The organism is Microbulbifer mixtoriginis (SeqCode) (assembly GCF_052467235.1).
On sequence record NZ_CP174305.1, the window covers coordinates 1,191,988 to 1,213,528 of the forward strand.

Here is a 21,541-nt window from a genome sequence, read left to right on the forward strand (position 1 = left end):
GATATTCGAGCTTCTTTTACTAGCTTGCGAGGCAAGACGCGCAATCAGTACGCTTTTGCCGTAAAATGGCTGGCTAGCACAGTTTTTGTACAAGCAACCATCGTATGTCGACAGAAAGAAGCTCCATTATCACTCCCTCCCCTCAACAAAGCCGCCTGCTGCGCGATACTCTGGGCCAGTTCGCTACTGGGGTCACCGTTATTACCACGCAGGACTCTGAGGGACAGCCTGCGGGGATGACCGCCAACAGCTTTAATTCAGTATCTCTGGACCCCGCACTGGTTCTATGGAGTATCGACAAACAATCACTGGGCTACGAGGCCTTCACCAGCCGCGAACACTTTGCAGTACACGTACTGCGCGCAGATCAGCAACACGTTTCCAACCTGTTTGCCGGTCGCGGGGCCGATAAGTTTGGGCAGATTCAGTGGAGCGAGGGCCCAGATGGAATACCTCGCCTGGAAGAGTGCGCCGCCTATTTCCACTGTCGCCGTGTCCAATGTATTGAAGGTGGGGATCACACCATCCTGCTGGGAGAAGTTTTGGAGTTCAGTGCTTTCGGCGGCGAACCCCTAATATTCCACCGCGGACGCTACCGCGCCTTGTCTGGAGAATAAAAAAACCAGAGACTCCACCATCAAGACTTTTAAGGGGGCACTCTGCCCCCTGTTAAATTTTCCAAACCTATAAAGGTATTTGCCTGTCTGACTGGGTTAACAACCGATAGACTTAAATCACCCTTGCCTCATCATTTAATAATAAGCTTTTAAAAATTATCGGGGGGAGTTAAGCAACAATGAGCCTAAGCACACTTTTCTGTTTTGCCCACCGGGGATACCAACGCCAGGCCAGTGAAAACACTTTACAGGCCATCAGCCAAGCATTGGCGTTGGATGTTGATGGTATTGAAATCGATGTCTGGAATATTGGTGGGCAGCTCTTGGTAACACACGATAGGCGCCTGGGTAGACTACTTTCCGGCAACGAGCTGATAACTGATCTACATCCAGACGCCCTGCGCCAACGCCCCCTACCCTGCGGAAATAACATTCCAACCCTGCGTGAAGTACTGGAGTTAATCGGTAGCAACGCCCAACTCAATATAGAGATCAAGGGTCCAAATTCAGCTGCCCTAGTAGCCAAAGAAATACAAACATTTGTCAGCGACAAGGGCGTAAGCTTTGATCAATATATTGTTTCCTCTTTTGATCACCGACAGCTCCACGAGTGCTTACAACTGATACCCAGTGTGCGCCGCGGAGTTTTATTCAGTGGTATTCCCCTCGACTTAGCCGCGAGCACAGTACCTTTGAAGGCTTATTCCCTGCATACCAGCTTGGATTTTATCAGTGCTGATTTGATTGCCGATGCAAAACAGAGAGGCTTAAAAAACTATGTCTTCACGGTTAACAGCCCTGATGACCTGATACTCCTAGCCTCACAAGGTGTGGACGGTGTTTTTACTGATCAACCAAAGATAGTACTGGACTTCAATATGCAGGTTATTACGAGCGGAAAATCAATCTGAGTCTTCATAGAGATTGGCCCATGAACAAAAAAACCCGGCAAATACCGGGTTTTTTATTGCTTACAATAAGTACTTCAGAGTAAATTTTGATTGGCAACGGCTATCAATTAATGAAAGCTTGATACCAGTCCCCAATCAAAAAACCCAATCCACTAAAACTCTGCACTCGCACGGAGATACCAAAAGCCGCCGTTAAAACCAAACGGTGATGTCAGAGCATGGCGAACGCCTAAATATTGCAGAGTACCGTCTTGTTCATCATCGGGCTGCACATCAAAAATATTTTCACCACCTATGGATAATTTATAATTTTCATAGAGAGTAAAGGTCGCCTCCAAGTCCACCAAAATTTCACTACCATAACTGTAGGTATCCGTAGCATCACCAGGACCAAACAAACCACCAGTAGACTCCCAATCACTGTAGCGATTGAATCTTAAGTAGCCGCTAAACAAATCACCTGTATCAAAATCAAAAGTCAGAGTTGTGCGATCACTGGGCACCTGATTTTCCAGGTCGAAGACTCTGGAGGCATTAATCGTACTAGTTTCTACTTTACTCACTTCTTGCTTATTGTGGTTGTGACGTAAATCCACAACCAGTAAATTACCTGCCACTTCAAAATCACTGGTAATGGCCAAGTCGATACCTGAAACTTCTGAATCGTATGCATTGACAAAATAGTTGGCATTGCTGTCTTTCAATAAGGCAGCATCCTCTACCCCTGCATTCTGTAGCAGCTCGATTTCTTCTGCGCCGACTTTATTGTTGCGCAATGCAAGGCGGTCTTCGATGTCAATGTTGTAGTAATCAAGAGTGACGCTGGTATTGCTAAACGGCGTAAACACAGCCCCTAAGGTAAAGCTGGTCGACTCCTCTGGCGCCAACTCTTTTGCCCCCAAGGCCATTGCTACCGGATGGTCCACCGGATAGGTACCACTCGGAATCAGGTTACCACTGGAATCTGCAGTGGTAGTGACATTAAGGGTATTCACTTGCCCAGGTGTTGGCGCACGGAAGCCCGTATTCACTGTCCCGCGCAGAGCAAGGTTCTCATTAACATCGTAACGAGCTGAAAGCTTCCAGTCGGAGGTGGAACCAAACTCATCATATTCTTCTAAGCGCAACGCCACGCCAAGGGTTAATGCATCAGTAACATCCGCTTCGAGGTCGATATAAGCGGCAATACTCTCAATACTAAAACTACCGTCTGAGTCTTTGGAGAACCCCTGAAAACCATCTGAGCCCACACCAAAATACACCGCCGTTGGGCCAACCTCAGTAGATGCAGTATCACCAGTTCCAATTGAATAGGTTTCTTCACGCCATTCAACACCAAAAGCGACATTCAGTGGAGAGGCAAAGGCAGCAACATCAATAGGTTTCACAAAATCTGCATTTAAACTAGTCTCTTCCTGGGTGAGGGTGCCCGGTTTGAAACTAGTGGGTGACAAAACCCCGAGGCTGGGATTAATGGAGTTTTTCAATACATATTCCACCTCATTCTCTGCAACACGAGCACGCAGATCCCAGGTCAAACCATTTTGAAATTCTCCACGAGCACCTATTACAGCGGAGATATCCTGAATTTCCGCACCAAATTGTGGATTGTAACCACCCGGGAATTGAGTATAAATCGGATTGCGCAATACATAGCCACTGGGGCTGGAGTCATCCGCCACCAGGTAATCGGACGGATTTAAGCCTTGAGTAACAATATAATCAATCAGTGACTGAGGGGCGGCATCGGGAAGAAAATCGCCATCATCATCCTTCTGTAAAGTCGGCTCAGCTGCAAATTCATATTCCGGATCCAGCACGGGTTCGCGATAGAAAAAATCAGAAATCGTTTCATTACTGGAATACCCAAAATTACCATATAGCTCTACATTCTCATTAATATCCAGGCCACTATTGACAAAAAATTTCAGAGCCTCCACATCCGGATCACCCCAGCGTTGACCAAGTCCATCTAGAGGCACCAGATTACTACCCAGAATAGAACCTACTACTTCTGCGCGATTGTGAGTGACACCACGCCAAGTTTTATCCGCTTTGGAATATTCTACAGTGGCATTAACAAACCCCTGATCAAAAAGGTTGAAACCAGCATTAGCGGCAAAAGAATTACGAGTTCCATCCCCCTCAAAATATTCACCGGTCTGAGCAGAAAGAGCAAAACCTTCAGCATCATCCTTTAAGATAATATTAACCACGCCGGCAATAGCATCGGAGCCATACTGGGCCGAAGCACCATCACGCAGCACCTCGACTCTTTCGATAGCCAGTGAAGGCAATGTGGAAAAGTCCACCGCCTGAGCCCCCTGATTTACCGTACCCAGAGGAGCGAGCTGTAAATTTACCAAGGCAGAACGATGCCGACGAGTGCCATTGACCAGTACCAATGTTTGGTCCGGGGACAAATTACGCAGGGTTACTGGACGAATAAATGCCGTACCATCGGCGATGGGAAAGCGCTGGGTATTAAACGAGGGAGCAATTTTTGCCAGAGACTCAGTGAGGTCGAAGCCTGCTTGATCTGCCAACTCCTCTCCGCCAACTACGTCAACCGGTGAAAGAGTTTCTGTTGGGGAAACACCTTCCTTACGGGTACCGGTAGTAATCACCTCTTCCATAGTACGATCATCGGCTGTCGAAGATTTTTCATTCCGATCCTGCGCAAAAGCACCTGGAGCAGTCAGCGCGATGGCGATTGCCAACGATAAAGGTTTTAGCAAATGGGTTTGCATATTGCCCGTCCTCTCTTCTCATTATTAATTCGGACAGCACACCACAAGATATCCCTGATAAGTGATGCACAGTAATTTTCATGCGCACAATTTCAATAACTGTGCGCGACTTATTTCTGTGGGAATATGTCAGTTCACCAAGATAGCTGCAAATTTTGGCGTCAGTGCTAAAAGCCTTTCACTTTTTGGCATTTTCCCCCGTTCGATTAGACAACAGTTACTCTGGAAACCAAAATCCATGGCGTTTAAATTAATTTATAGCAATGGTTGTCAAAGCCTACTGCCAGCCTTAACTGCCAATCATGTCATTTTTTTGCTGATATTTTAAAGTCCAGGATGGAGATAATAGGCCCAGGGAAGAAAATTCCCTGGGCCCTCTTTTTTTATTGCGGGGTATAGGTGACATCCAGCTCAAAGTTGGAAGTTTGACGGCTGTATCCGCGAACCATGATGAAAGCTTGACTATCACCGCTCGGCACTTGTAGCGAACAATTTTCGGCTGAACCATTCTCGTAGGGCCGGCAATCGTAGTAGCGCCAGGTCGGGGCTGCTCCAAACCGCACGTATAGATCAGCGTCATTGGTGCCGGTCATATCCGCAACAAAATTGGTTGCCGGTGTCACGCTAAATGGCCCGTAATGCTCCTCTCCACCACGAGTCACACTGCCAGAGAAGCTTTCCGTTTTCTCCTGGCCTGGATCGGGATCGGGATCCGGATCGGGATCAGGGCCTGGATCATCACCAATGGATCCCTTGGCCAGCTCTGCCACATAAGCGGCAGCCAGCTTGCCGAACTTCACAGCGTGATTTGCATCGCCACCACTGTTGGCTAAGGTGTCATTGACAGTGTGGATATAAGGATTCGAGCCATTAAATGTGGCCTCGAAAGGGAAAGAGGCCGCGAAGCCCTGGTTGTGCCAGGAGGCATGATCGGAACAAGCATAGCCACAGGTAGTTGTGCCGACACTAAGGTTCCCCAGATAGGTCTGAGCAAGATCTTTCAGGAAGGCATTCTGTGAGCTGTTGGTGTAATCACCAATAATATAGATATCACTGTTTGAACCATAATAATTGGTCATATCCAGCTGTAGAACACCAACCACATTTTTATTTTGGTTCTTGTAATCCGTAGCAATATCATCGGAACCACGCAAGCCAACCTCCTCTGCCGCATACCCCATAAAAGCCAGAGTTTTTGCTGGCTTGTAACCTGTTGCCACTATGGCATTCACCACATCGGTCAGAGTGGCGATACCCGAGGCATCATCATCGGCACCCGGTGCCCTGGTGCCTTCCCCGGTACCCCAGCCAACGGTGGAATCCAAATGCGCCCCCAATACCACGATTTCATCAGGGTTTGTTTGCCCCTGAATAGTGAGAATGACCGAAGGCTGAGCCCAACTATGGCTATAGAGCTGCACAGATGCATCGCTGCGAGAGCTAGTCAATGCTTGCCATTTATCCCGAATCCATTCAGCACCAGCTACGCCTGTAGAGGTGGTGTAAAAGCGATTGGTAAAATTGGAAAGGCTGGTGATTGTCGAGCGAATATTTGCCTCAGAGATTTCCGCCTGTAGGGCATTCACCACATTGGCATTATCAATGGTATAGCTGGCAATACTCGACACAGTGTTAGCCAGTGGAGAGAGCTGCGCAGTTTGCGCCTCCTGCAGGGAATCATGCACCATAAAGCCACCACAACGATTGTGGCTATTATGCATTATCGTAGAAATTTCGGATAAATTATCCTCATTCACCTTCAATATGGTTATACCATTGCGCTCTCCTAGTGCATTCAGGGGCTCCTTAGCCATTAACGCACTGCTTTTTTTCAGGGATTGATAACCGTCACTGCCGATCGTTATCCACAAGTCCTCAGCTAAAGTTACACCGGGTACCACCAGTAACCCTAGTAGCGATGTACAAATCATTTTTTTCATTATCTTCTCCACATTGATTGATTCCCCCAGCGTAAGTCGGCAATTTCCCAAAAAACGCAGGGAGGCACTGGAGACTCATGCAAAATCCTTGCACAAACAGCATGTACCGATGCTGACGACATTAAAAAAACCCATAAAAAAACGTTCTTAAATACGCAACCTGACTCAAGAAGAAATACTGTACGACATATGGATTTATTTTTATTATTTAAACTTTGATAAACGCCGGGATTAACAGATAGAAAAACTCAATAAAAATCAAAGAAACAAGCACCAACAGAAAAATGGTACTTGAACAATTTAGCACCACTCACCAAAAAACAAATAATAATTTTTAAGACTGAAGAGAACTTAAAAAATTCTGAATATAAAAAGTTTCACTATCGTGAATAGAGAACGACAATCACCAGGCGAATTAAATCCAATAAAGGGCTATTAGAAAACGATCGAAATCACTCAACATAATAAACTCTGTTGGATTAGACAGGGCCTATCGCGCAATGAATTACACTGCCTTCTTAACTCTATACCTCAACTCTTAGCCCTCTTCTTTTTCACCTTATGTAGAGAGTGCAGAGACACTTTGGTATCGCACAAGGTTTATGAGCCTTTGACCCATTCTCTTCAGCTTACAGTCAGGTTGGCTCAGGTAAGTTGCCCTTTTATCCCGATCATAGGAAACAGCAGTGAAGCTAAGATTTGGAACCCTTTCTTTGGTCGCCATCACGCTCTTAAGCACCGGTTGCGCCACCATGAGCAAAGATGAATGCCAAGTAGCCGACTGGCAGGCACTGGGTTATGAAGACGGCGCCGAAGGAAGAGGATTGAGTTACATGGGCAAACGACGGGAGTCCTGTGCAAAGTATGGCGTTCAGCTCAATACCAGTTCCTACCGCAACGGGCGGGATGAGGGGTTAGAACTTTTTTGTACAGAGCTACGCGGCTTTTCTGAAGGGCGTTCAGGGGAAAACTACGCCGGCGTTTGTCCCGCGGGCCTTGAAGGGCTCTTTCTGAAAGGCTATGAAACCGGCCGGAATCTTTTCATTGCCAAAACTGCAGTTGAAGAAATTGAAGCGGCTATTCATGATCGGGAGCTGGAACGTGAGCACCTCCTAGATGACATGACTGAAATAGGTGCCCAACTGGTTGAAGATGAAGCGACACGCGAAGAGCGGGTTACCCTGTTGGCCGACATCGCACGTCTTAAGGTGCGCCATACAGAGCTGGGACTAGAGATTGACGACCTACTATTCGAGCTGACACAAAGACAATTGGAATATCAGGATTTATTGGCTATATCTCCCTACCCACAATAAGTAACAGGGTAAACCCAGGCGGAGGAGAAGAGAAACTGTTCATTAAACGACCTGGAGCATGGAAAAATTAGTTATTAACGCCACTCTTCAAATAGCCTTATCTGTAAGGAGTTATTATCTTCCGCCTTTAAATAAGTTTCTAATGCAGAGTCCAATATAATTTACTGGCAGTATAGTTTTATTTTATTTTTGTTCTAAAATAAACAGCTGAAACAAAACTCTAACCGTATCCAGCTAACACTAAATTCTCTGGGTCCTGTCTATTTAGCTTCTATAAAAACAGTCATTATAAAAAAAGACTAAAGAAATTGCTTACTTAGTCCCTAATTTTTCCCCGCATCGCCTTTACTTGAGAGCGGCGATTTTTATTTTTCAGGCGCCGCTCCTTTGAGCCTCGACTGGGTTTCGTCGCTATACGCGGCTTATCCACCCTGGATACCTGCTCGACCAATTGCTGTAAACGTTCCAAAGCATCTGCCCGATTTTTCTCCTGGGTCCGAAAGCGCTGCGCCTTAATAACCACAATACCATCAGCTGAAACTCTCTGATCACGTAATTGTAGTAGCCGGGACTTAACCGCCTCAGGCAGAGAGGAGCTTCTAATATCAAACCTTAGGTGAATTGCACTAGAGACTTTATTTACATTCTGACCACCCGCCCCCTGGGCGCGGACAGCGCTGAACTGTACATCAGCCAGGTTAATCTTTAAACGGGCACTTAACATAATTTCAAATCCAAAACCAACTCGATGACCATCAGGGTGAGAACTTATATTTTACTGAAATTCATCACTCTTTAGGACACTCTCCTTTCGGTACCCTGGTACCCCTCATTCTTAGAAAAACACTTGCCCTTCCCATTAATCAGACGCACCATGAATCGAACGATTAAAAAGCCATAGCGCATTTACCTAAAAAGAATCATTCAGTACTATTGCGCCACTTTGTGCGTGCCTCAAGGCCCCCAATTTTGGGATGACCAAGCAGCCAGCCACTTAACCCGTGACTTATTTTATTGTCTGGGTCAAATCCGCTAGTATTGCCAAGCTTCCTTGAGGTACAGGAACAAAAAAACAATAAAGATGCACGCCCAGTTGTTTCCTCTGGACTCCTCCCGATGTCTCCGCGGGTGTGCCATTACCGCGACTAGGAGAAAACCATGCCTAACGCCAAGCGCAGCCTTGCGGCGGCTATTGCACTTGCATCCCTTACCAGCGTTTCTGCAATTGCAGAAGAATCGGCCTTCAGCCAGGTTATTGCTTTTGGTGACAGCCTCACCGACGTAGGCAACTACGATGTATTCACTAATGGTGGCGATGCAAATGATATCGCTATCAATGTCATGTCCCAGAATCTTGGCCTGGGCTCTTTAACAGCATCTTGTGCTGGTATGCAATCTTCTCTCTGCCTACCCAGTATTGACCCTGCATTGATGACTGACCCCGCCAAGCTTGAAGCAGATGTTTCGCGGCAGGTTTTTAACGGAGTCAACGAAGCAGGGTCTGTATGGGCTGTTGGTGGCCACAAAGCTGCTGACGTGCTGATGAATATTATCGGCACAGAAAACTACATGGCTTTCCTTCAAGCTAATGGCTTAGACGCTGACGTCAATCGACACAACCTTCTTAGCGCTTTTATGCCAAAAGTGGGTGCCGATGGAAAACCAGCCTACCCAGACCAACAATTGGCCGGCTTGCTAAAACAGAAGTTAACCGAAGCTGGAACCTACGCCGCTATGGCGGAGGCTGCTAAGGCACAAGGTGATTTAGCCGCAGCAGCTGGGTATCAACAGCAAGCATTGGCTGCTAAAGGCGAGGCTGATCAAGCTCTAGAACAATTAGGTACTTCTGGCAACCCACACCCTTTGGGTAGGGGTTACCTGGAAACCACTCTTGGAACTGCCGACGCCAACGCCCTTTATTGGGTGAATGGTGGCGGTAATGACTTGCTGAGCGGCTTTGAAAGTGTTGCCAAAGGTGAAATGAGCATTGAGGAAGCCACTGCGAATGCAGGTCTGGCATCCGTGATGCTCGCGAGCGCTGCCGGCGCCTTATCTAACGCAGGGGCAAACTATATTCTGGTATCCAATGTGCCGGATATCAGCAAGACTCCAGCTGTATACGCTGCCGCTTATCAAAAAGTTAGCGCAGATCTAGCTAAAGCCGTAGATGCAGGTCAGATCACGCCAGAAGAGGCCAGTGCGACATTACCTGGCGCCATTGATGAGTTACTAATTGAAGCCAGCAAAGCCTCTGAGGCCTTCAACGCCAACTTGCTAGCTCAAGCCAAAGATATCGATGGTGTGCTGATGATAGATCAGGCCGGCCTACTCAAGGTCGCTCTGGAAAATGCTGGAAAACTTAACTTGGCTACAGGTCTTGACCAGAGCCGATATTGCTACGATGACAGAAGCGGGGACTGCGTTGGGCACGATATATACAGCATTGACGGATCAGCTCCAGACGCTTCCAAGCTGATCTTCAACGATACCGTTCATCCCACCCAAGTTGGTCAGCAGGTTCTTGCCGACTACTACACCGCTATTGTGAATGCCGCCCAGGTCGCCGGTCAGCTGCCTGACATCGGCGCTCAGGCTGCTCGCACACACATTAACAGCCTGGATGAAAACCTGGCTGGTGTTCGCTATAGCCAGGCCCAAACCGCAGTATTTGCTGGTGGCATTTTCGGTGATATCGATTACGACAACGGCTTTGCCGCCGATATGAGTGGCGATAGTAATGCCAACCTGATCGGTATGACCTACGCCCTGCGCGACAACCTGGAACTGGGCTTCGCGGTGAGCCGCTCCGATATCGATGTGGATAACGCCCGCTCCGATATCGAGTCCACCTCTACCAACTACAGCTTGTTTGGCCGCTTCCATCACGATGTATTCTTCGTTGAAGGTAGCATGACCCTGACCGATGTAGACTTCGACCAGGCAAACCGCGCCCTGACCCTCGGCAATAATTTTGCTTCCGAGCTGGAAGGCGATACCTCCGGTGAAAATACCACCCTGAGCCTGACGGTTGGTGCCAACCTGTTTAGCGAATCAAGCTTCCAGCTAGGGCCCTTCATCGGCGTAACCCGAGCGACCATGGAAGTTGACGGCTATACCGAAAAGGCCATCGAGGGCTTTACTTACACCGACTCCATGGGTAATGAGTACGATCCCCTGGGCATGAATTACGGTGACCAAGAGCGTGACTACAACACCTTGCGCTTCGGTGCTTTTGCCAATAAGAGCTGGAACACCATCAATGCCTACGCGCAGGTTTGGTATGAAGATACCAACGGTACTGACACAGATACCCTTGAGGTAGGTGTTAAGTCTATGGCTGGTAACATGAACGCTATGCCCAGCTATTCCAGCGTGGACCAAGGCCTCTTCGACGATGGTATGGGCCTGATTGCTGGTATTCGCTGGCAAGCGGCTGACTCCCTCGCTTTAAGTGCCAATGTGACCTCACGCCCAGCGGCTGAGCAAGCATCGGTCAATGTTACCTACCGCTTCTAATCCAGCTATAGGGCTAACACTCGCGCCCCTCAGGGGGCGCGACTCTCTTCCCTCTCCTAACAATTAAGTTCCTCCCGAGCCTCCTTCTCGCTATATAAACAGCTTACCGGCACAATACAAAGCCAACCCTCATTGTGAAAAAAACCAGTATGTTTCAAATCACAACACCTAATTTAGTGATCAGTGAGCTCTGTGAAAGTGACGCGAAACTGATGCTCAACCTACTCAATGATAAGGACTTCGTGAGATATATTGGCGATCGCGGAGTGCGCACTCTTGAGCAGGCTAGTGATTACATTAAAAAAGGGCCAATAGCCATGTACCGCAAGTACAACTTTGGTCTCTATAAAGTTGAACTTGGCAATGGTATCGGCATTGGTATATGCGGCTTAATCAAGCGGGACTGTCTTGATGATGTAGATATTGGCTTCGCTTTCTTAGCAAAATATAGAGGCAGAGGCTACGCGTTAGAGGCAGCACAAGCCGTGCTGGAATATGCTCAACACCAATTAAACTTAGAGCGAATTGTCGCGATCACACTACCCGAAAACACACCCTCAATAAAGCTGCTGAATAAAATTGGGCTTCAAATAGAGAAAAAGATTGTTTTACCAGGGGAAACAGAAGAGCTTCTCCTGATGGCATGGGAAGCTTAATAGAATAACAGAAGTCATTTGGTATCCAAAAATACTGCAACCAATAATGACCAACTCGTAAAAAAGTGACTGGATAGAGTGCCTCTTCTGAGCCGACAGTTTCAACCACCGACTCAGCGACCTAAACTTAGCCTCTCCAGCTTGGCATCAGGTCCAGCTTCCAACCATCTTGGCTTTTTATTATTCTGGGGGCATTGATTTTATATTTCATATCCATGTACTCCATCGTAATAACAAGTTTTGCCCGCTCAACGCCAAACTTAGTTTCGATAGAGTAGTCAATAGACTCCAGATCAGCCTTATCCCAATCAAAGGAATGATTTTTACTTTTCAACAGGATTTTCTTGTAAGCGGTTTGAATTCTACTTTTCTGGGTACGTATATAATCTGCACCCTGCATCTTCTCTACCAACTCATTGGTTCGCTTCATAAAACCTTTTTTACTGGATTCACGAATATCAGCATTTAGAGCCAACTCAATCAAACCTTCATGATCTTCCGCTGTCATAAATAAATCGTTGTAGCCTTCCTGATCCTGGGAGGTTAGCGCATCTACAAGATCCTCTGCCAAATCCTCTGGTGTTGAGTTTTCTCCACAGGAGGCTAGAAATATGACAGATAATACCAGCACAGCTATTTTTTTCATTTATCCCCTCAATCTAAAGACCATGAACAGGGGGCGGATAGTAGGCATGAGAACAATACCAATCAAGAGATTTTATGCTGACAGTAATCACACGTAATGACACTGATTGACTACAGCAGTAAAACTTCAAGATTGCTATTCTTCATTTGAACCCAGAAGTCCCTTCTCTTTATATCAGAACTCCAAACCAAGTTATGAACTGCGTTGATTGGTAGCTTATCACCAGAGACAAGTCCAATCTTTACCAGATATCGCTCCTACAAATCCAATCAAAATACAATTAAAAAAATAAATTTTTACTTTTGAGCTTTTCGATTAGTCAATATCTAGGGCTGGCATTCAGGCCAAAATATTAAATAGTATTTTTTGTAGAAACATTGCATCTGAAGATATAGCCGACACGGTCAAGAATCGTGAAATTCCGAAAATGAATATAAAAAACTACTTTTGAATCATAATCATCTATTTAAATCATTTCCATTGAGTAATTACACTATCAATTCAAGACAAATATGATAAAGCTTTAATGCCTTACAAAAATCATGGTTTCTTTATTGACATGCCACGGCGCTAAGCTAGTCTCCAACTTATTAATCTAGGAGAAGAAAGCCATGATAATCGCGACAGATATGCCTGAAGTGAGCAAATGTGCCGCAACTCAGTGTGCCTATAATGCTAATGATGCCTGCCACGCCAGGGCGATAACTATAGGTGAAGGCGCGGACCCAGATTGCGACACTTTCTTCACTAATTCCAGGCACACCCGCAGCTCCCGCACCGCGGGTGTTGGCGCTTGTAAAATGGAAGACTGTAAATTTAACGATGACTTCGAATGTTCAGCGGACCGTATAGAGGTTGGGCGCAATGGCAACTCAACAAATTGCCTAAGCTATACCCACTGAGCCTGGATCAGCTGGCAAGTTCCTCCCCAATAAAAAAGCCCGAAAGCTATCCGCTATCGGGCTTTTTCTTTTAAGGCACTACACGATCTTAATCTACAGCTTGTAAATCCGGTTGAGACTTCTCTTTGATATCCCGGGGCTCCCAAACTACCCCTTGAGTAGTCGCATGCTGCTTAAAGAGAGGTTGATAATGGGATTCCAGCACTTTGCGTTTAATTTTTAGAGTGGGAGTCAGAAATTCATTTAACGGAGTCCACTCCTCCTTACAGATAAAAATTGCCCGGATACGTTCATGGTGCGGTAAACGCTCATTAACTGATTCCAGTATACGCCGCAACTGTTCATTGACCTCAGCACGAGGAAGCTTTTCCGCAGATTCCGATAGGGTCGCCAACATCACAGGTTGATCCATACCATGCCCCAACACACAAAGTTGTGCCAAAAGGGTCTCATTACCGAAGTGTCCCTCCAGTAAGCTGGGCTGAATAAATTTTCCTTTACTCGTTTTAAAAGTTTCAGAGATCCTACCTGTAATATGCAGCAAGCCCCTCTCATCGATAAAACCAGAATCCCCGGTATGGTAATAACCATCTCGAATGGCTTCTGCAGTTTTCTCTGGCTCCAAGTAATACCCCTTCATCAGAGAGCCGCTCTTGAAAAGGATTTCACCCTCATCAGAAATTTTCACCTCGCAACCGTGGTAAGGTTTACCCACCGTACCAGGCACTGGGTCCTCACCAGGCATCACAAAACAGCCATAGATAAAGTTTTCCGTCATCCCATAGCCATCAGCTATCTGCATCCCCATACGCTCATACCAGCGCAATAGCTCGATGGAAATTGGTGAGGCACCGCTTACCAGCATTCGTGCCTGATCCAGTCCAAGCCCGGCACGCACCTTATTTTTTAACCAACTATTCAGGCCCGGAATTCTGAGCAGTACATTTTGCAACGCAGGCGGAATCTTCTCGTCAATTCCCTCCTTAAACTTGGTCCACAATCTGGGAACCGAGAAGAACATAGTTGGCTTGGTGCGCTGTAAGTCTTCGAGGAAAGTATCCAGGGACTCCGGAAAATGTACCGGCGTACCTGAATAGAGACAGTGGAATTCCACCAAGATTCGCTCTGCGGCATGGGCCAAAGGCAGATAGGAAAGCACGCGGTCGCTCTCATTAAAGCCATAACCACGAATCATATTGGGTACTACAAAGACTACCGACGACCATGTATGCATCACGCCTTTGGGATTACCGGTAGTGCCAGAGGTGTACATAATGGTGAAGAGGTCATCCTCATTAAAAACGGGACTTTCCTCATAGCGTTCATTAGAGGCGATAACAGCTCCCAACTCTTCATCGCAGTGTATTTCACAGCGCTGAATCGCTACCGAAGGTAGAGTGTCCGCCACTTCCTGAAGAGCGGCATTGTTATCTGTAGCTCCACAAAAAAGCAATTTCGACTCGGAGTGCTGCAAAACATAAGACATAGAGGATGCAGATTGCCCAGGATACAGAGGCACACTAACCATACCAGCAAGCATGATACCTACATCAACAATGATCCAGTCAGCACAGTTTTTACCATGAATTGCAATTCGATCGCCTGGTTCGAATCGGCTGCGCAGGTAGCCCGCGATACGTCTGGCCCGATCCATTACCTCACGCCAGGTGTAATCCTGCCACTCGCGGCGCTGCATCTGACGAAGAAATACCGTTTCCGGTTCTTCCGCCTCTCTCTTGTAGAGAAGCTCCAATGGCTGCAGGCCCTTCACCTTCTCGTATCGCTCTTCTGGAGTCATCGCTTTCTCTCTCATTATTGTGTTTATTATGGTTTGATATTGGATAGCACTGTAAGACCCTGCACTTGGGTACTAGCAGCGACTTAAATTCCAGATCGCCAATTCAATTGACCGCGCACCTAAATCACCATTTTAGTGCACTCGGACTAGCAGCTTTCTAAGAGGTGCAGTCACAAATATATAGGTCAACGTCAGCTTATCGTTATTATTTAACTTAAAGTTACTGAATATGCTCGCTTAGTGCAATTACTAAGCACTAGGAATAGATGTACCATTTCAGTAAGAGTGTAGACTACCCAGTCCGTTGCAATGAGATTGCAATAAGACAGTATCTGGTGCACTTTTTGTGGAAAGGCAAAAGCTTGAGTTAATGAAAAAACTTAGAAAAGCTTACGGCGCAAGAGATGACTAGCCAGTACCAACTATAATCACGGTAGTAATAATTGTGAATACTTATATTCTTATACTTTCACACTTTAAAAAATCTAATTACTCTCCAGCCTAAACTGTCAAAGCAAATGTGTGTTCCCAGAAATGAAAAGAGCTAAACAGTATCGTTTTTTAAAAGATAAAAACAGGAATTTTAATCGAATCAGCAAACCATCGCTCACTCTGACTAAAGCTTCGCTAGAAACACTCAACCAGTGAAAAACATTTACTAAATTAAAAGTTATTTTGAATAACTCACTGCTGCGAAGAACTTTATGCGCAACAGAGTTGAGAGGATAAAGGATGAGGAAGATAAAAGTTACAATTAAAGTATCTTAAAAAAGAGGAAAGCTCATCCAACTCTCCCCTCTTTTATTTCCTTATTTTTAGCTTACTGTCTCACCATGAGCCTGCTTATCTGCATGGTATGAAGAACGCACCAGCGGACCACAAGCGGCATGCTTAAAACCGATTTGCTCTGCATAACGACGATATTCCTCAAACTCATCCGGGTGTACATAGCGCTGCACGGGCAGGTGCTCTTTACTCGGCTGCAGGTACTGACCGATTGTGAGCATATCGATATCATGCTCGCGCATATCGTCCATTACCTGGAAAATTTCTTCCTTTTCCTCACCCAGGCCCACCATCAAACCAGACTTGGTGAGTACATCCGGGCGACGCTTTTTGTACTCTTGCAGCAGCTTTAGAGACCACTGGTAATTGGCACCTGGGCGGGACTCTCGATAAAGGCGCGGTACGGTTTCCAGGTTATGGTTGAATACATCCGGTGCCTGCTTTTCAAGGATATCCAGTGCAATATCCATGCGCCCGCGGAAGTCGGGGGTGAGGATTTCCACTTGCAGGTTCGGAGAGAGCTCACGAGCTTCGCGGATACACTCGGCAAAATGCTGAGCACCCCCATCGCGCAGGTCATCCCTATCCACCGAGGTAATAACCACATAACGCAGACTCATAGCGGCAATGGCCTCCGCCAGATTCTTGGGCTCTTCCGGGTCAAGAGGGTTGGGCTTACCGTGGCCAACATCGCAGAAGGGGCAGCGGCGGGTACAGATTTCCCCCATGATCATGAAAGTGGCAGTACCGCCACTAAAGCACTCACCCAGGTTCGGACAGCTGGCTTCTTCACATACGGTGGAGAGTTTTTGCGAGCGCAAGATACTCTTGATGCGATCCACTTCTTTTGAGGCTGGCACTTTCACCCGGATCCAGTCGGGTTTGCGCAGCACAGTATCACTGGCAATAACCTTGACTGGGATACGCTCTACTTTGTCACCATCACGCAGTTTCTCCCCCTGTTGAAGGCGGCGGGTGCGCTTTACCGGCACCAGATCGGGTTTATCAGCCATTACTCAATTCCTGCTGTTCCGCGCTCAGTTGCGCCAATACATGTTCTTCAAGTGGCTGCCACTTTGCCGGGGGCAGCTCCAAGGTACGCAGTAATTCGCACACAAAAATTTCCGCCACCTGTTCCCAGGAGGGTACCTGTGGCAATAACTCGGCCATCTGCACCATTTGCATGCCGGCATATCCACAGGGGTTAATTCGGAGGAAAGGGGCCAAATCCATATCGATATTGATGGCAATACCGTGGAAGCTGCAGCCGCGGCGCACACGCAGGCCTATGGAAGCAATTTTATTGCCACTGCGAGGCCCTTCCGTCAGATAGACCCCAGGTGCATCAGCACGGGGCGCAGCTGCAATACCCAAGGTTGCCAGCATTGCTACCGTAGCCTTTTCCAAGGCCGTCACCAGATCGCGTACGCCGATTTGGGCACGACGTAAATCCAGTAATGGATAAACCACAAGCTGGCCGGGGCCGTGATAGGTCACCTGGCCACCACGGTCCACCTGCACCACTGGGATATCACCGGTATTCAACAGATGCTCTGCCTTGCCGGCCTGCCCCTGGGTAAATACCGGTTGATGCTCCACACACCAAATTTCATCTGCGCTACTTTCATCACGAAGATCGGTATATCGGGACATGGCACGCCAGACGATCTCGTAGTCCCGCCGGGCTAGGTTGCGGACAATGGTCATCAAAGCACCATATGAACCGCAGGATGTACTTTCAACTCCTCAAAGAGGGCCTTGAGCTGGTCCTCACCTGTAGCGAGGATAAAGAAGGTCATGGAAGTAAACTTCCCACTGCTACTATCCCGCAGAGTAATACGCTCCTCATCCAAACCGGGGGCATGGCGACGCATAACTTCCAGAACGAACTGATGCGCGTCCTTATTGGCATCGCGTACCACTTTGACCATATAGTCTTCGCAAGGGAATTCAATCTTCGGGGGTTTCTGATTGGGATCTTGACTCATACCACTCTCCGGGACCGGCCTTAGGACATTAAGAAAAGCTTAGGTGCAGCCGGGCGGCGATTATACAGTGAGCGCAGGGCAGTGGACAGGGAATGACAGAGGAACTGGTCAGGGAACCGGGCGAGCCGGCCAGGGAAGCAAAATTGCCACCCCTGGCTGGTCAAAACTGAGCAAATTTAATTGAAGAAGCCCATAACAAAGCGCTTGATAGAATCCCACATGCGCTTGAAGAAACCGGCTCGGTCTACCTCTTCTGCGGCGACCGCTTTAACATCCGCGACAGTTTCGCCATCGAGAGTCACAACAACTTTACCAACAGACTGACCCTTCTCGACGGGAGCTTCCAACTCTCCATCCACAATCAGGTCGGCCTTGATACCCTCTTCGCCACCGCGTGGGATAGTTACAAAAATATCCTTCTCAACCGCTATGCCAACACTGGGTTCTTTACCACCCCAGACACGCTCGGTCTGCAGTACTTCGCCCTGCCCATATACTTTGTGGGTCTGGTAGTAGCGGAAACCATAAGCCAGTAGCTTCTGGGTCTCTGAAGCGCGTTTTTCATCGCTATCGGTGCCTACCACGATGGCTATCAGGCGCATACCGCGCTTCATGGCAGAAGCCACCAAACAGTAGCCAGCCTCTTCGGTATGGCCTGTTTTAATGCCGTCTACTGCGGAATCACGCCACAATAGGCGATTGCGGTTGGGCTGGTTGATACCGGAATAACTGAAATACTTCTCGGAGTAGATGTCGTAGTGCTCCGGGTGGTTGGCAATCAGAGCACGTGCGAGAACCCCCAAATCCCGGGCAGTGGTCACATGCCCCTCAGCCGGCCAGCCAGTAGCATTGACAAAATTGGTGTTCTCCATCCCCAGCAGTTCGGCTTGCTGGTTCATCACTTCAGCAAATACCTCCTCACTACCTGAAACATGCTCAGCCAGGGCGATACTGGCATCATTACCAGACTGGATAATAACGCCGCGCATCAGGTCCATAATCGGTACCTGGTCGCCAACCTTAACGAACATCTTAGAGCCGCCCTTGCGCCAGGCTTTCTCAGAGATACGTACCTTGTCATCTTCTTTAATGCTGCCTTTGATCATCTCTTCCGAGACAATGTAGGCCGTCATCATTTTTGTAAGGCTGGCAGGAGGAACCTCCTTATCAGCCTCGTGTTCCACCAATACCTGACCGGTATTGGCATCCACAAGCAAGTAGGAGGTAGCCGCCAGCTGGGGCGGCGCTGGAATAAGTGATTGCGCCTGGGCTAGGCCCGCACAAAGCAACAGAAAAGAGCAGGCGATAATCCGTGTGATCATAGGTGAGAGTCTCGTTAATCCTCGTGTTCGTTGGCTGGCTGTTAACCTATTACTTATTTTAAGCGATTATTTCACAGCGAAGGCTTATCACCTTATGCCGTGAGCCAGTAATAAAGACAAAATACAAGAAAATTCACGCCATTGCGCAGTATTTTGTGAACGGTCGTTCCTATGACCGTCAATTCCATTGGTGATCACTGACGACTAGCTATCCCCCCTATGCTGCCGGCACAGCTGATGACGGGTTTTTCAGCAATTTCGAGAAAAGAATATCGTCAGGATTTTACGGTTCTCCGGTAACCGTGACCTTTCTCCACAAACTGGAGTATTCACCGTTTGGGCCGCACTTTTACCGATGGGTTTTACTCATACACAACCTGGGGCTCTCCCAGCTGATTCTTCTGCACAGTTTCCCGTGCATTGGCCAGGGCCCGCTGTTGGGAGATTGGGCCTATGCGCACCCGATAAAATTGCTTGCCACTGCGCTCAACCGGACTGACAGAAACAGGATAGTCAATTGCTGCAGCCAAGCGAGCCCGAATTTTCTCGGCCTGGGCTGGGCTGCTATAGGCTCCCACTTGCAGGAAGGTATTTTCCGGCAGGCGGATACTGGCATCCTGGGGCAGGCCGCCAGTTACATCGCCAGCCAATAGGGTTTCCGTCACCGGTGGCAGGGTATTTGGGTCCAGCGCTTCTACCTCAACACGGGCAACACCCTGATTCACATAGTCCAACTTTTGCGCTGCTGTATAACTCAGGTCGATAATTCTGCCGTGAACAAAGGGGCCGCGGTCGTTAATGCGCACAATAATACTGCGCCCATTATCCAGGTTGGTTACCTTGGCATAACTGGGTAGCGGTAGGGTTTTGTGCGCGGCGGACATGGCATACATATTATAAATTTCGCCATTGGCAGTGCGTCGCCCATGAAATTTGGTGCCATACCAGGAGGCCTTACCCTGCTCTTTGTAGCCCTTAACCGCAGGGCGTACGTGATAGGTTACACCTTTGACTTTATAAGGGCTTTTATTGCCCGCCGGTCCGATTGGTTCCCGCACGGGTGTGGGCTCCGGCGTAGCGAGCATATTTACCGGTTTGGCTGGGCCGCTATCCTTAAGGCTATCGAAGTCCTGCTCGCCCTGCTTATTCGGCTTAATTTGCGGGCCGCCACAAGCGACCAAAAACAAAGCGGCGAGTAGGAACACTCGCCGTATATTGCGCTGAAACATAATCCCCCCGGCGCGCGGCAACCCCAGGCTGCCATCTCCAAGCCGCTGTTATCTATAACTGCTCAGTAAAACAGAAAATTATTGATTACCACCATCACCATTAGTTCCCGGCTTTGGCAATTATTCTCAGGAATTATTTATCTCCAACTCAGCTCTTTCCGCCGCGCGCTTTAACAATCTCCTGGGCAAGTTCATTCACTGCCATGGCGTAGAGGCGGCTGCGGTTGTAAGCCGTAATAGTGGAGAAGTTATTCAGGCCTAACCAGTACTGCTTGCCCTGCTCAGTCTGCAGAGAGAAAACAATCGCGGGCATTTCAGGTGCCACTTGGCTGGTAGCATTAAAACCTTTTTCCGCCAGCTCACCCACTGTCCACTCGGGCTGTAGGGTATCGTTGACGATGGTCATATCTGCATTGGGGCGCGGGTTGGCTAATACAGTCGTTGGCTCACCGGGCTTCCAGCCGTGCCTGGCCAGATAGTTAGCCACACTGCCGATCGCATCGGTTGTATTGGTCCAGATGTCCACCTTGCCATCTTCACTGAAATCCACCGCATAGGCGCGGTAGCTTGAAGGCATAAACTGGCCGTAACCCATGGCACCGGCATAGGAGCCCTTCAGCGCGAGAGGGTCCATACCTTGATCACGGGTTAAAAGCAGGTAGTTTTCCAACTCCTTGGTAAAGAACTCAGAGCGGCGCGGGTAATTGAAGGCTAGGGTGGAGAGTGCATCCAGTACCCGGTAGCCTCCCATATTGCCACCGTAGCGGGTTTCAACACCGATGATCGCGACAATAACCTCAGCTGGGACACCATACTTTTTCTCAGCTTCTGCCAGGGCCTCAGCATTCTTATCCCAAAAATCCACACCGCCGGCAATGCTTTGCGGAGTTAAAAATAGCTTTTTGTATTGATACCAGGGCTTGGCTTTTTCTGCGGGGCGCTTGATCGCCTTGAGGATAGAGTCCTTGCGCTTAGCATTGCGCATCAGTTCCTGCATTTCGTTGCGGTCAAATTGATGCTCTTGCACCATATATTCCACGAACTTTTGCGCGTCGGCATTATCGCCGTGGCCGGGCTCCTGCGCACAAGCTGCCAGCGCTAGCCCCATACCAACCAATAGTCCCGAGGTCCACTTCAAAACCACCGCTCCTGTCTTCATCTCGC

17 protein-coding genes are annotated in these 21,541 nt (G+C 48.1%); 6 read left to right on the forward strand and 11 right to left on the reverse strand.

What is annotated here, in order from left to right; all coding sequences use genetic code 11:
• Window positions 1–104: 104 nt before the first annotated feature.
• Window positions 105–617 (forward strand): flavin reductase family protein, encoded by a 513-nt coding sequence (locus ACJJIO_RS05320; protein ID WP_252083106.1) that lies wholly within the window; start codon window positions 105–107, stop codon window positions 615–617.
• A gap of 179 nt (window positions 618–796) precedes the next feature.
• Entirely contained in the window at window positions 797–1,528 is a 732-nt protein-coding gene (locus ACJJIO_RS05325) for a glycerophosphodiester phosphodiesterase (protein ID WP_444910354.1), read from the forward strand.
• A 152-nt stretch (window positions 1,529–1,680) separates the two neighbouring features.
• Here the strand turns inward: ACJJIO_RS05325 and ACJJIO_RS05330 are convergent, their stop codons facing one another.
• Window positions 1,681–4,278, reverse strand: a complete 2,598-nt coding sequence (locus ACJJIO_RS05330) for a TonB-dependent receptor plug domain-containing protein (RefSeq protein ID WP_444910355.1) — start codon at window positions 4,276–4,278, stop codon at window positions 1,681–1,683.
• A 383-nt stretch (window positions 4,279–4,661) separates the two neighbouring features.
• Entirely contained in the window at window positions 4,662–6,218 is a 1,557-nt protein-coding gene (locus ACJJIO_RS05335) for a M20/M25/M40 family metallo-hydrolase (RefSeq protein ID WP_444910356.1), read from the reverse strand.
• Between the two features lie 686 nt (window positions 6,219–6,904).
• Here ACJJIO_RS05335 and ACJJIO_RS05340 point away from each other — a divergent pair.
• Complete coding sequence (locus ACJJIO_RS05340; RefSeq protein WP_444910357.1) at window positions 6,905–7,534, forward strand: DUF2799 domain-containing protein; 630 nt, start codon at window positions 6,905–6,907, stop codon at window positions 7,532–7,534.
• A gap of 316 nt (window positions 7,535–7,850) precedes the next feature.
• On the opposite strand, the gene arfB is transcribed toward ACJJIO_RS05340, so the two are convergent.
• The gene (arfB, locus tag ACJJIO_RS05345) at window positions 7,851–8,258 is read right to left on the reverse strand and encodes an alternative ribosome rescue aminoacyl-tRNA hydrolase ArfB (RefSeq protein WP_444883946.1); all 408 of its coding nucleotides are present in this window, start codon (window positions 8,256–8,258) and stop codon (window positions 7,851–7,853) included.
• A gap of 434 nt (window positions 8,259–8,692) precedes the next feature.
• Here arfB and ACJJIO_RS05350 point away from each other — a divergent pair, with 434 nt between their 5' ends.
• Window positions 8,693–11,050: an autotransporter outer membrane beta-barrel domain-containing protein gene (locus tag ACJJIO_RS05350; RefSeq protein ID WP_444910358.1), complete on the forward strand. Its 2,358-nt coding sequence runs from the start codon at window positions 8,693–8,695 to the stop codon at window positions 11,048–11,050.
• Between the two features lie 134 nt (window positions 11,051–11,184).
• Complete coding sequence (locus tag ACJJIO_RS05355) at window positions 11,185–11,706, forward strand: GNAT family N-acetyltransferase (protein ID WP_444910359.1); 522 nt, start codon at window positions 11,185–11,187, stop codon at window positions 11,704–11,706.
• A gap of 127 nt (window positions 11,707–11,833) precedes the next feature.
• Here the strand turns inward: ACJJIO_RS05355 and ACJJIO_RS05360 are convergent, their stop codons facing one another.
• Window positions 11,834–12,352 (reverse strand): hypothetical protein, encoded by a 519-nt coding sequence (locus tag ACJJIO_RS05360; protein ID WP_444910360.1) that lies wholly within the window; start codon window positions 12,350–12,352, stop codon window positions 11,834–11,836.
• A 611-nt stretch (window positions 12,353–12,963) separates the two neighbouring features.
• Here ACJJIO_RS05360 and ACJJIO_RS05365 point away from each other — a divergent pair.
• Window positions 12,964–13,254 carry a DUF1540 domain-containing protein gene (locus tag ACJJIO_RS05365; RefSeq protein ID WP_252083115.1) on the forward strand — a complete coding sequence of 97 codons (291 nt, stop codon included), beginning with the start codon at window positions 12,964–12,966 and terminating at the stop codon, window positions 13,252–13,254.
• An 88-nt stretch (window positions 13,255–13,342) separates the two neighbouring features.
• Here the strand turns inward: ACJJIO_RS05365 and ACJJIO_RS05370 are convergent, their stop codons facing one another.
• The 7 genes from ACJJIO_RS05370 to mltB all read right to left on the reverse strand — a co-directional run bounded on the left by ACJJIO_RS05370 (window position 13,343) and on the right by mltB (window position 21,536).
• Window positions 13,343–15,052, reverse strand: a complete 1,710-nt coding sequence (locus tag ACJJIO_RS05370) for an AMP-binding protein (protein ID WP_444910361.1) — start codon at window positions 15,050–15,052, stop codon at window positions 13,343–13,345.
• A gap of 815 nt (window positions 15,053–15,867) precedes the next feature.
• Window positions 15,868–16,851, reverse strand: a complete 984-nt coding sequence (gene lipA, locus ACJJIO_RS05375) for a lipoyl synthase (RefSeq protein WP_444910362.1) — start codon at window positions 16,849–16,851, stop codon at window positions 15,868–15,870.
• The gene (lipB, locus tag ACJJIO_RS05380) at window positions 16,844–17,545 is read right to left on the reverse strand and encodes a lipoyl(octanoyl) transferase LipB (RefSeq protein ID WP_444910363.1); all 702 of its coding nucleotides are present in this window, start codon (window positions 17,543–17,545) and stop codon (window positions 16,844–16,846) included. The genes lipA and lipB overlap by 8 nt, the downstream gene beginning before the upstream one ends.
• On the reverse strand, window positions 17,545–17,826 hold the full coding sequence (locus tag ACJJIO_RS05385) for an HP0495 family protein (RefSeq protein ID WP_444910364.1): 282 nt from the start codon (window positions 17,824–17,826) through the stop codon (window positions 17,545–17,547). The genes lipB and ACJJIO_RS05385 overlap by 1 nt, the downstream gene beginning before the upstream one ends.
• Window positions 17,827–18,002: 176 nt before the next feature.
• Complete coding sequence (locus tag ACJJIO_RS05390; protein ID WP_252083120.1) at window positions 18,003–19,148, reverse strand: D-alanyl-D-alanine carboxypeptidase family protein; 1,146 nt, start codon at window positions 19,146–19,148, stop codon at window positions 18,003–18,005.
• Window positions 19,149–19,510: 362 nt separating this feature from the next.
• The gene (locus ACJJIO_RS05395) at window positions 19,511–20,377 is read right to left on the reverse strand and encodes a septal ring lytic transglycosylase RlpA family protein (protein ID WP_444889549.1); all 867 of its coding nucleotides are present in this window, start codon (window positions 20,375–20,377) and stop codon (window positions 19,511–19,513) included.
• Between the two features lie 148 nt (window positions 20,378–20,525).
• Window positions 20,526–21,536 (reverse strand): lytic murein transglycosylase B, encoded by a 1,011-nt coding sequence (mltB, locus tag ACJJIO_RS05400; RefSeq protein WP_444910365.1) that lies wholly within the window; start codon window positions 21,534–21,536, stop codon window positions 20,526–20,528.
• Window positions 21,537–21,541 lie beyond the last annotated feature (5 nt).

Bases quoted from the DNA above. Each gene is read 5' to 3' on its own strand.
- ACJJIO_RS05320 (WP_252083106.1), top strand. From the start codon at position 105: ATGTCGACAGAAAGAAGCTCCATTATCACTCCCTCCCCTCAACAAAGC.
- ACJJIO_RS05325 (WP_444910354.1), top strand. From the start codon at position 797: ATGAGCCTAAGCACACTTTTCTGTTTTGCCCACCGGGGATACCAACGC.
- ACJJIO_RS05330 (WP_444910355.1), bottom strand. From the start codon at position 4,278: ATGCAAACCCATTTGCTAAAACCTTTATCGTTGGCAATCGCCATCGCG.
- ACJJIO_RS05335 (WP_444910356.1), bottom strand. From the start codon at position 6,218: ATGAAAAAAATGATTTGTACATCGCTACTAGGGTTACTGGTGGTACCC.
- arfB (WP_444883946.1), bottom strand. From the start codon at position 8,258: ATGTTAAGTGCCCGTTTAAAGATTAACCTGGCTGATGTACAGTTCAGC.
- ACJJIO_RS05350 (WP_444910358.1), top strand. From the start codon at position 8,693: ATGCCTAACGCCAAGCGCAGCCTTGCGGCGGCTATTGCACTTGCATCC.
- ACJJIO_RS05360 (WP_444910360.1), bottom strand. From the start codon at position 12,352: ATGAAAAAAATAGCTGTGCTGGTATTATCTGTCATATTTCTAGCCTCC.
- ACJJIO_RS05365 (WP_252083115.1), top strand. From the start codon at position 12,964: ATGATAATCGCGACAGATATGCCTGAAGTGAGCAAATGTGCCGCAACT.
- ACJJIO_RS05370 (WP_444910361.1), bottom strand. From the start codon at position 15,052: ATGACTCCAGAAGAGCGATACGAGAAGGTGAAGGGCCTGCAGCCATTG.
- lipA (WP_444910362.1), bottom strand. From the start codon at position 16,851: ATGGCTGATAAACCCGATCTGGTGCCGGTAAAGCGCACCCGCCGCCTT.
- lipB (WP_444910363.1), bottom strand. From the start codon at position 17,545: ATGACCATTGTCCGCAACCTAGCCCGGCGGGACTACGAGATCGTCTGG.
- ACJJIO_RS05385 (WP_444910364.1), bottom strand. From the start codon at position 17,826: ATGAGTCAAGATCCCAATCAGAAACCCCCGAAGATTGAATTCCCTTGC.
- ACJJIO_RS05390 (WP_252083120.1), bottom strand. From the start codon at position 19,148: ATGATCACACGGATTATCGCCTGCTCTTTTCTGTTGCTTTGTGCGGGC.
- ACJJIO_RS05395 (WP_444889549.1), bottom strand. From the start codon at position 20,377: ATGTTTCAGCGCAATATACGGCGAGTGTTCCTACTCGCCGCTTTGTTT.
- mltB (WP_444910365.1), bottom strand. From the start codon at position 21,536: ATGAAGACAGGAGCGGTGGTTTTGAAGTGGACCTCGGGACTATTGGTT.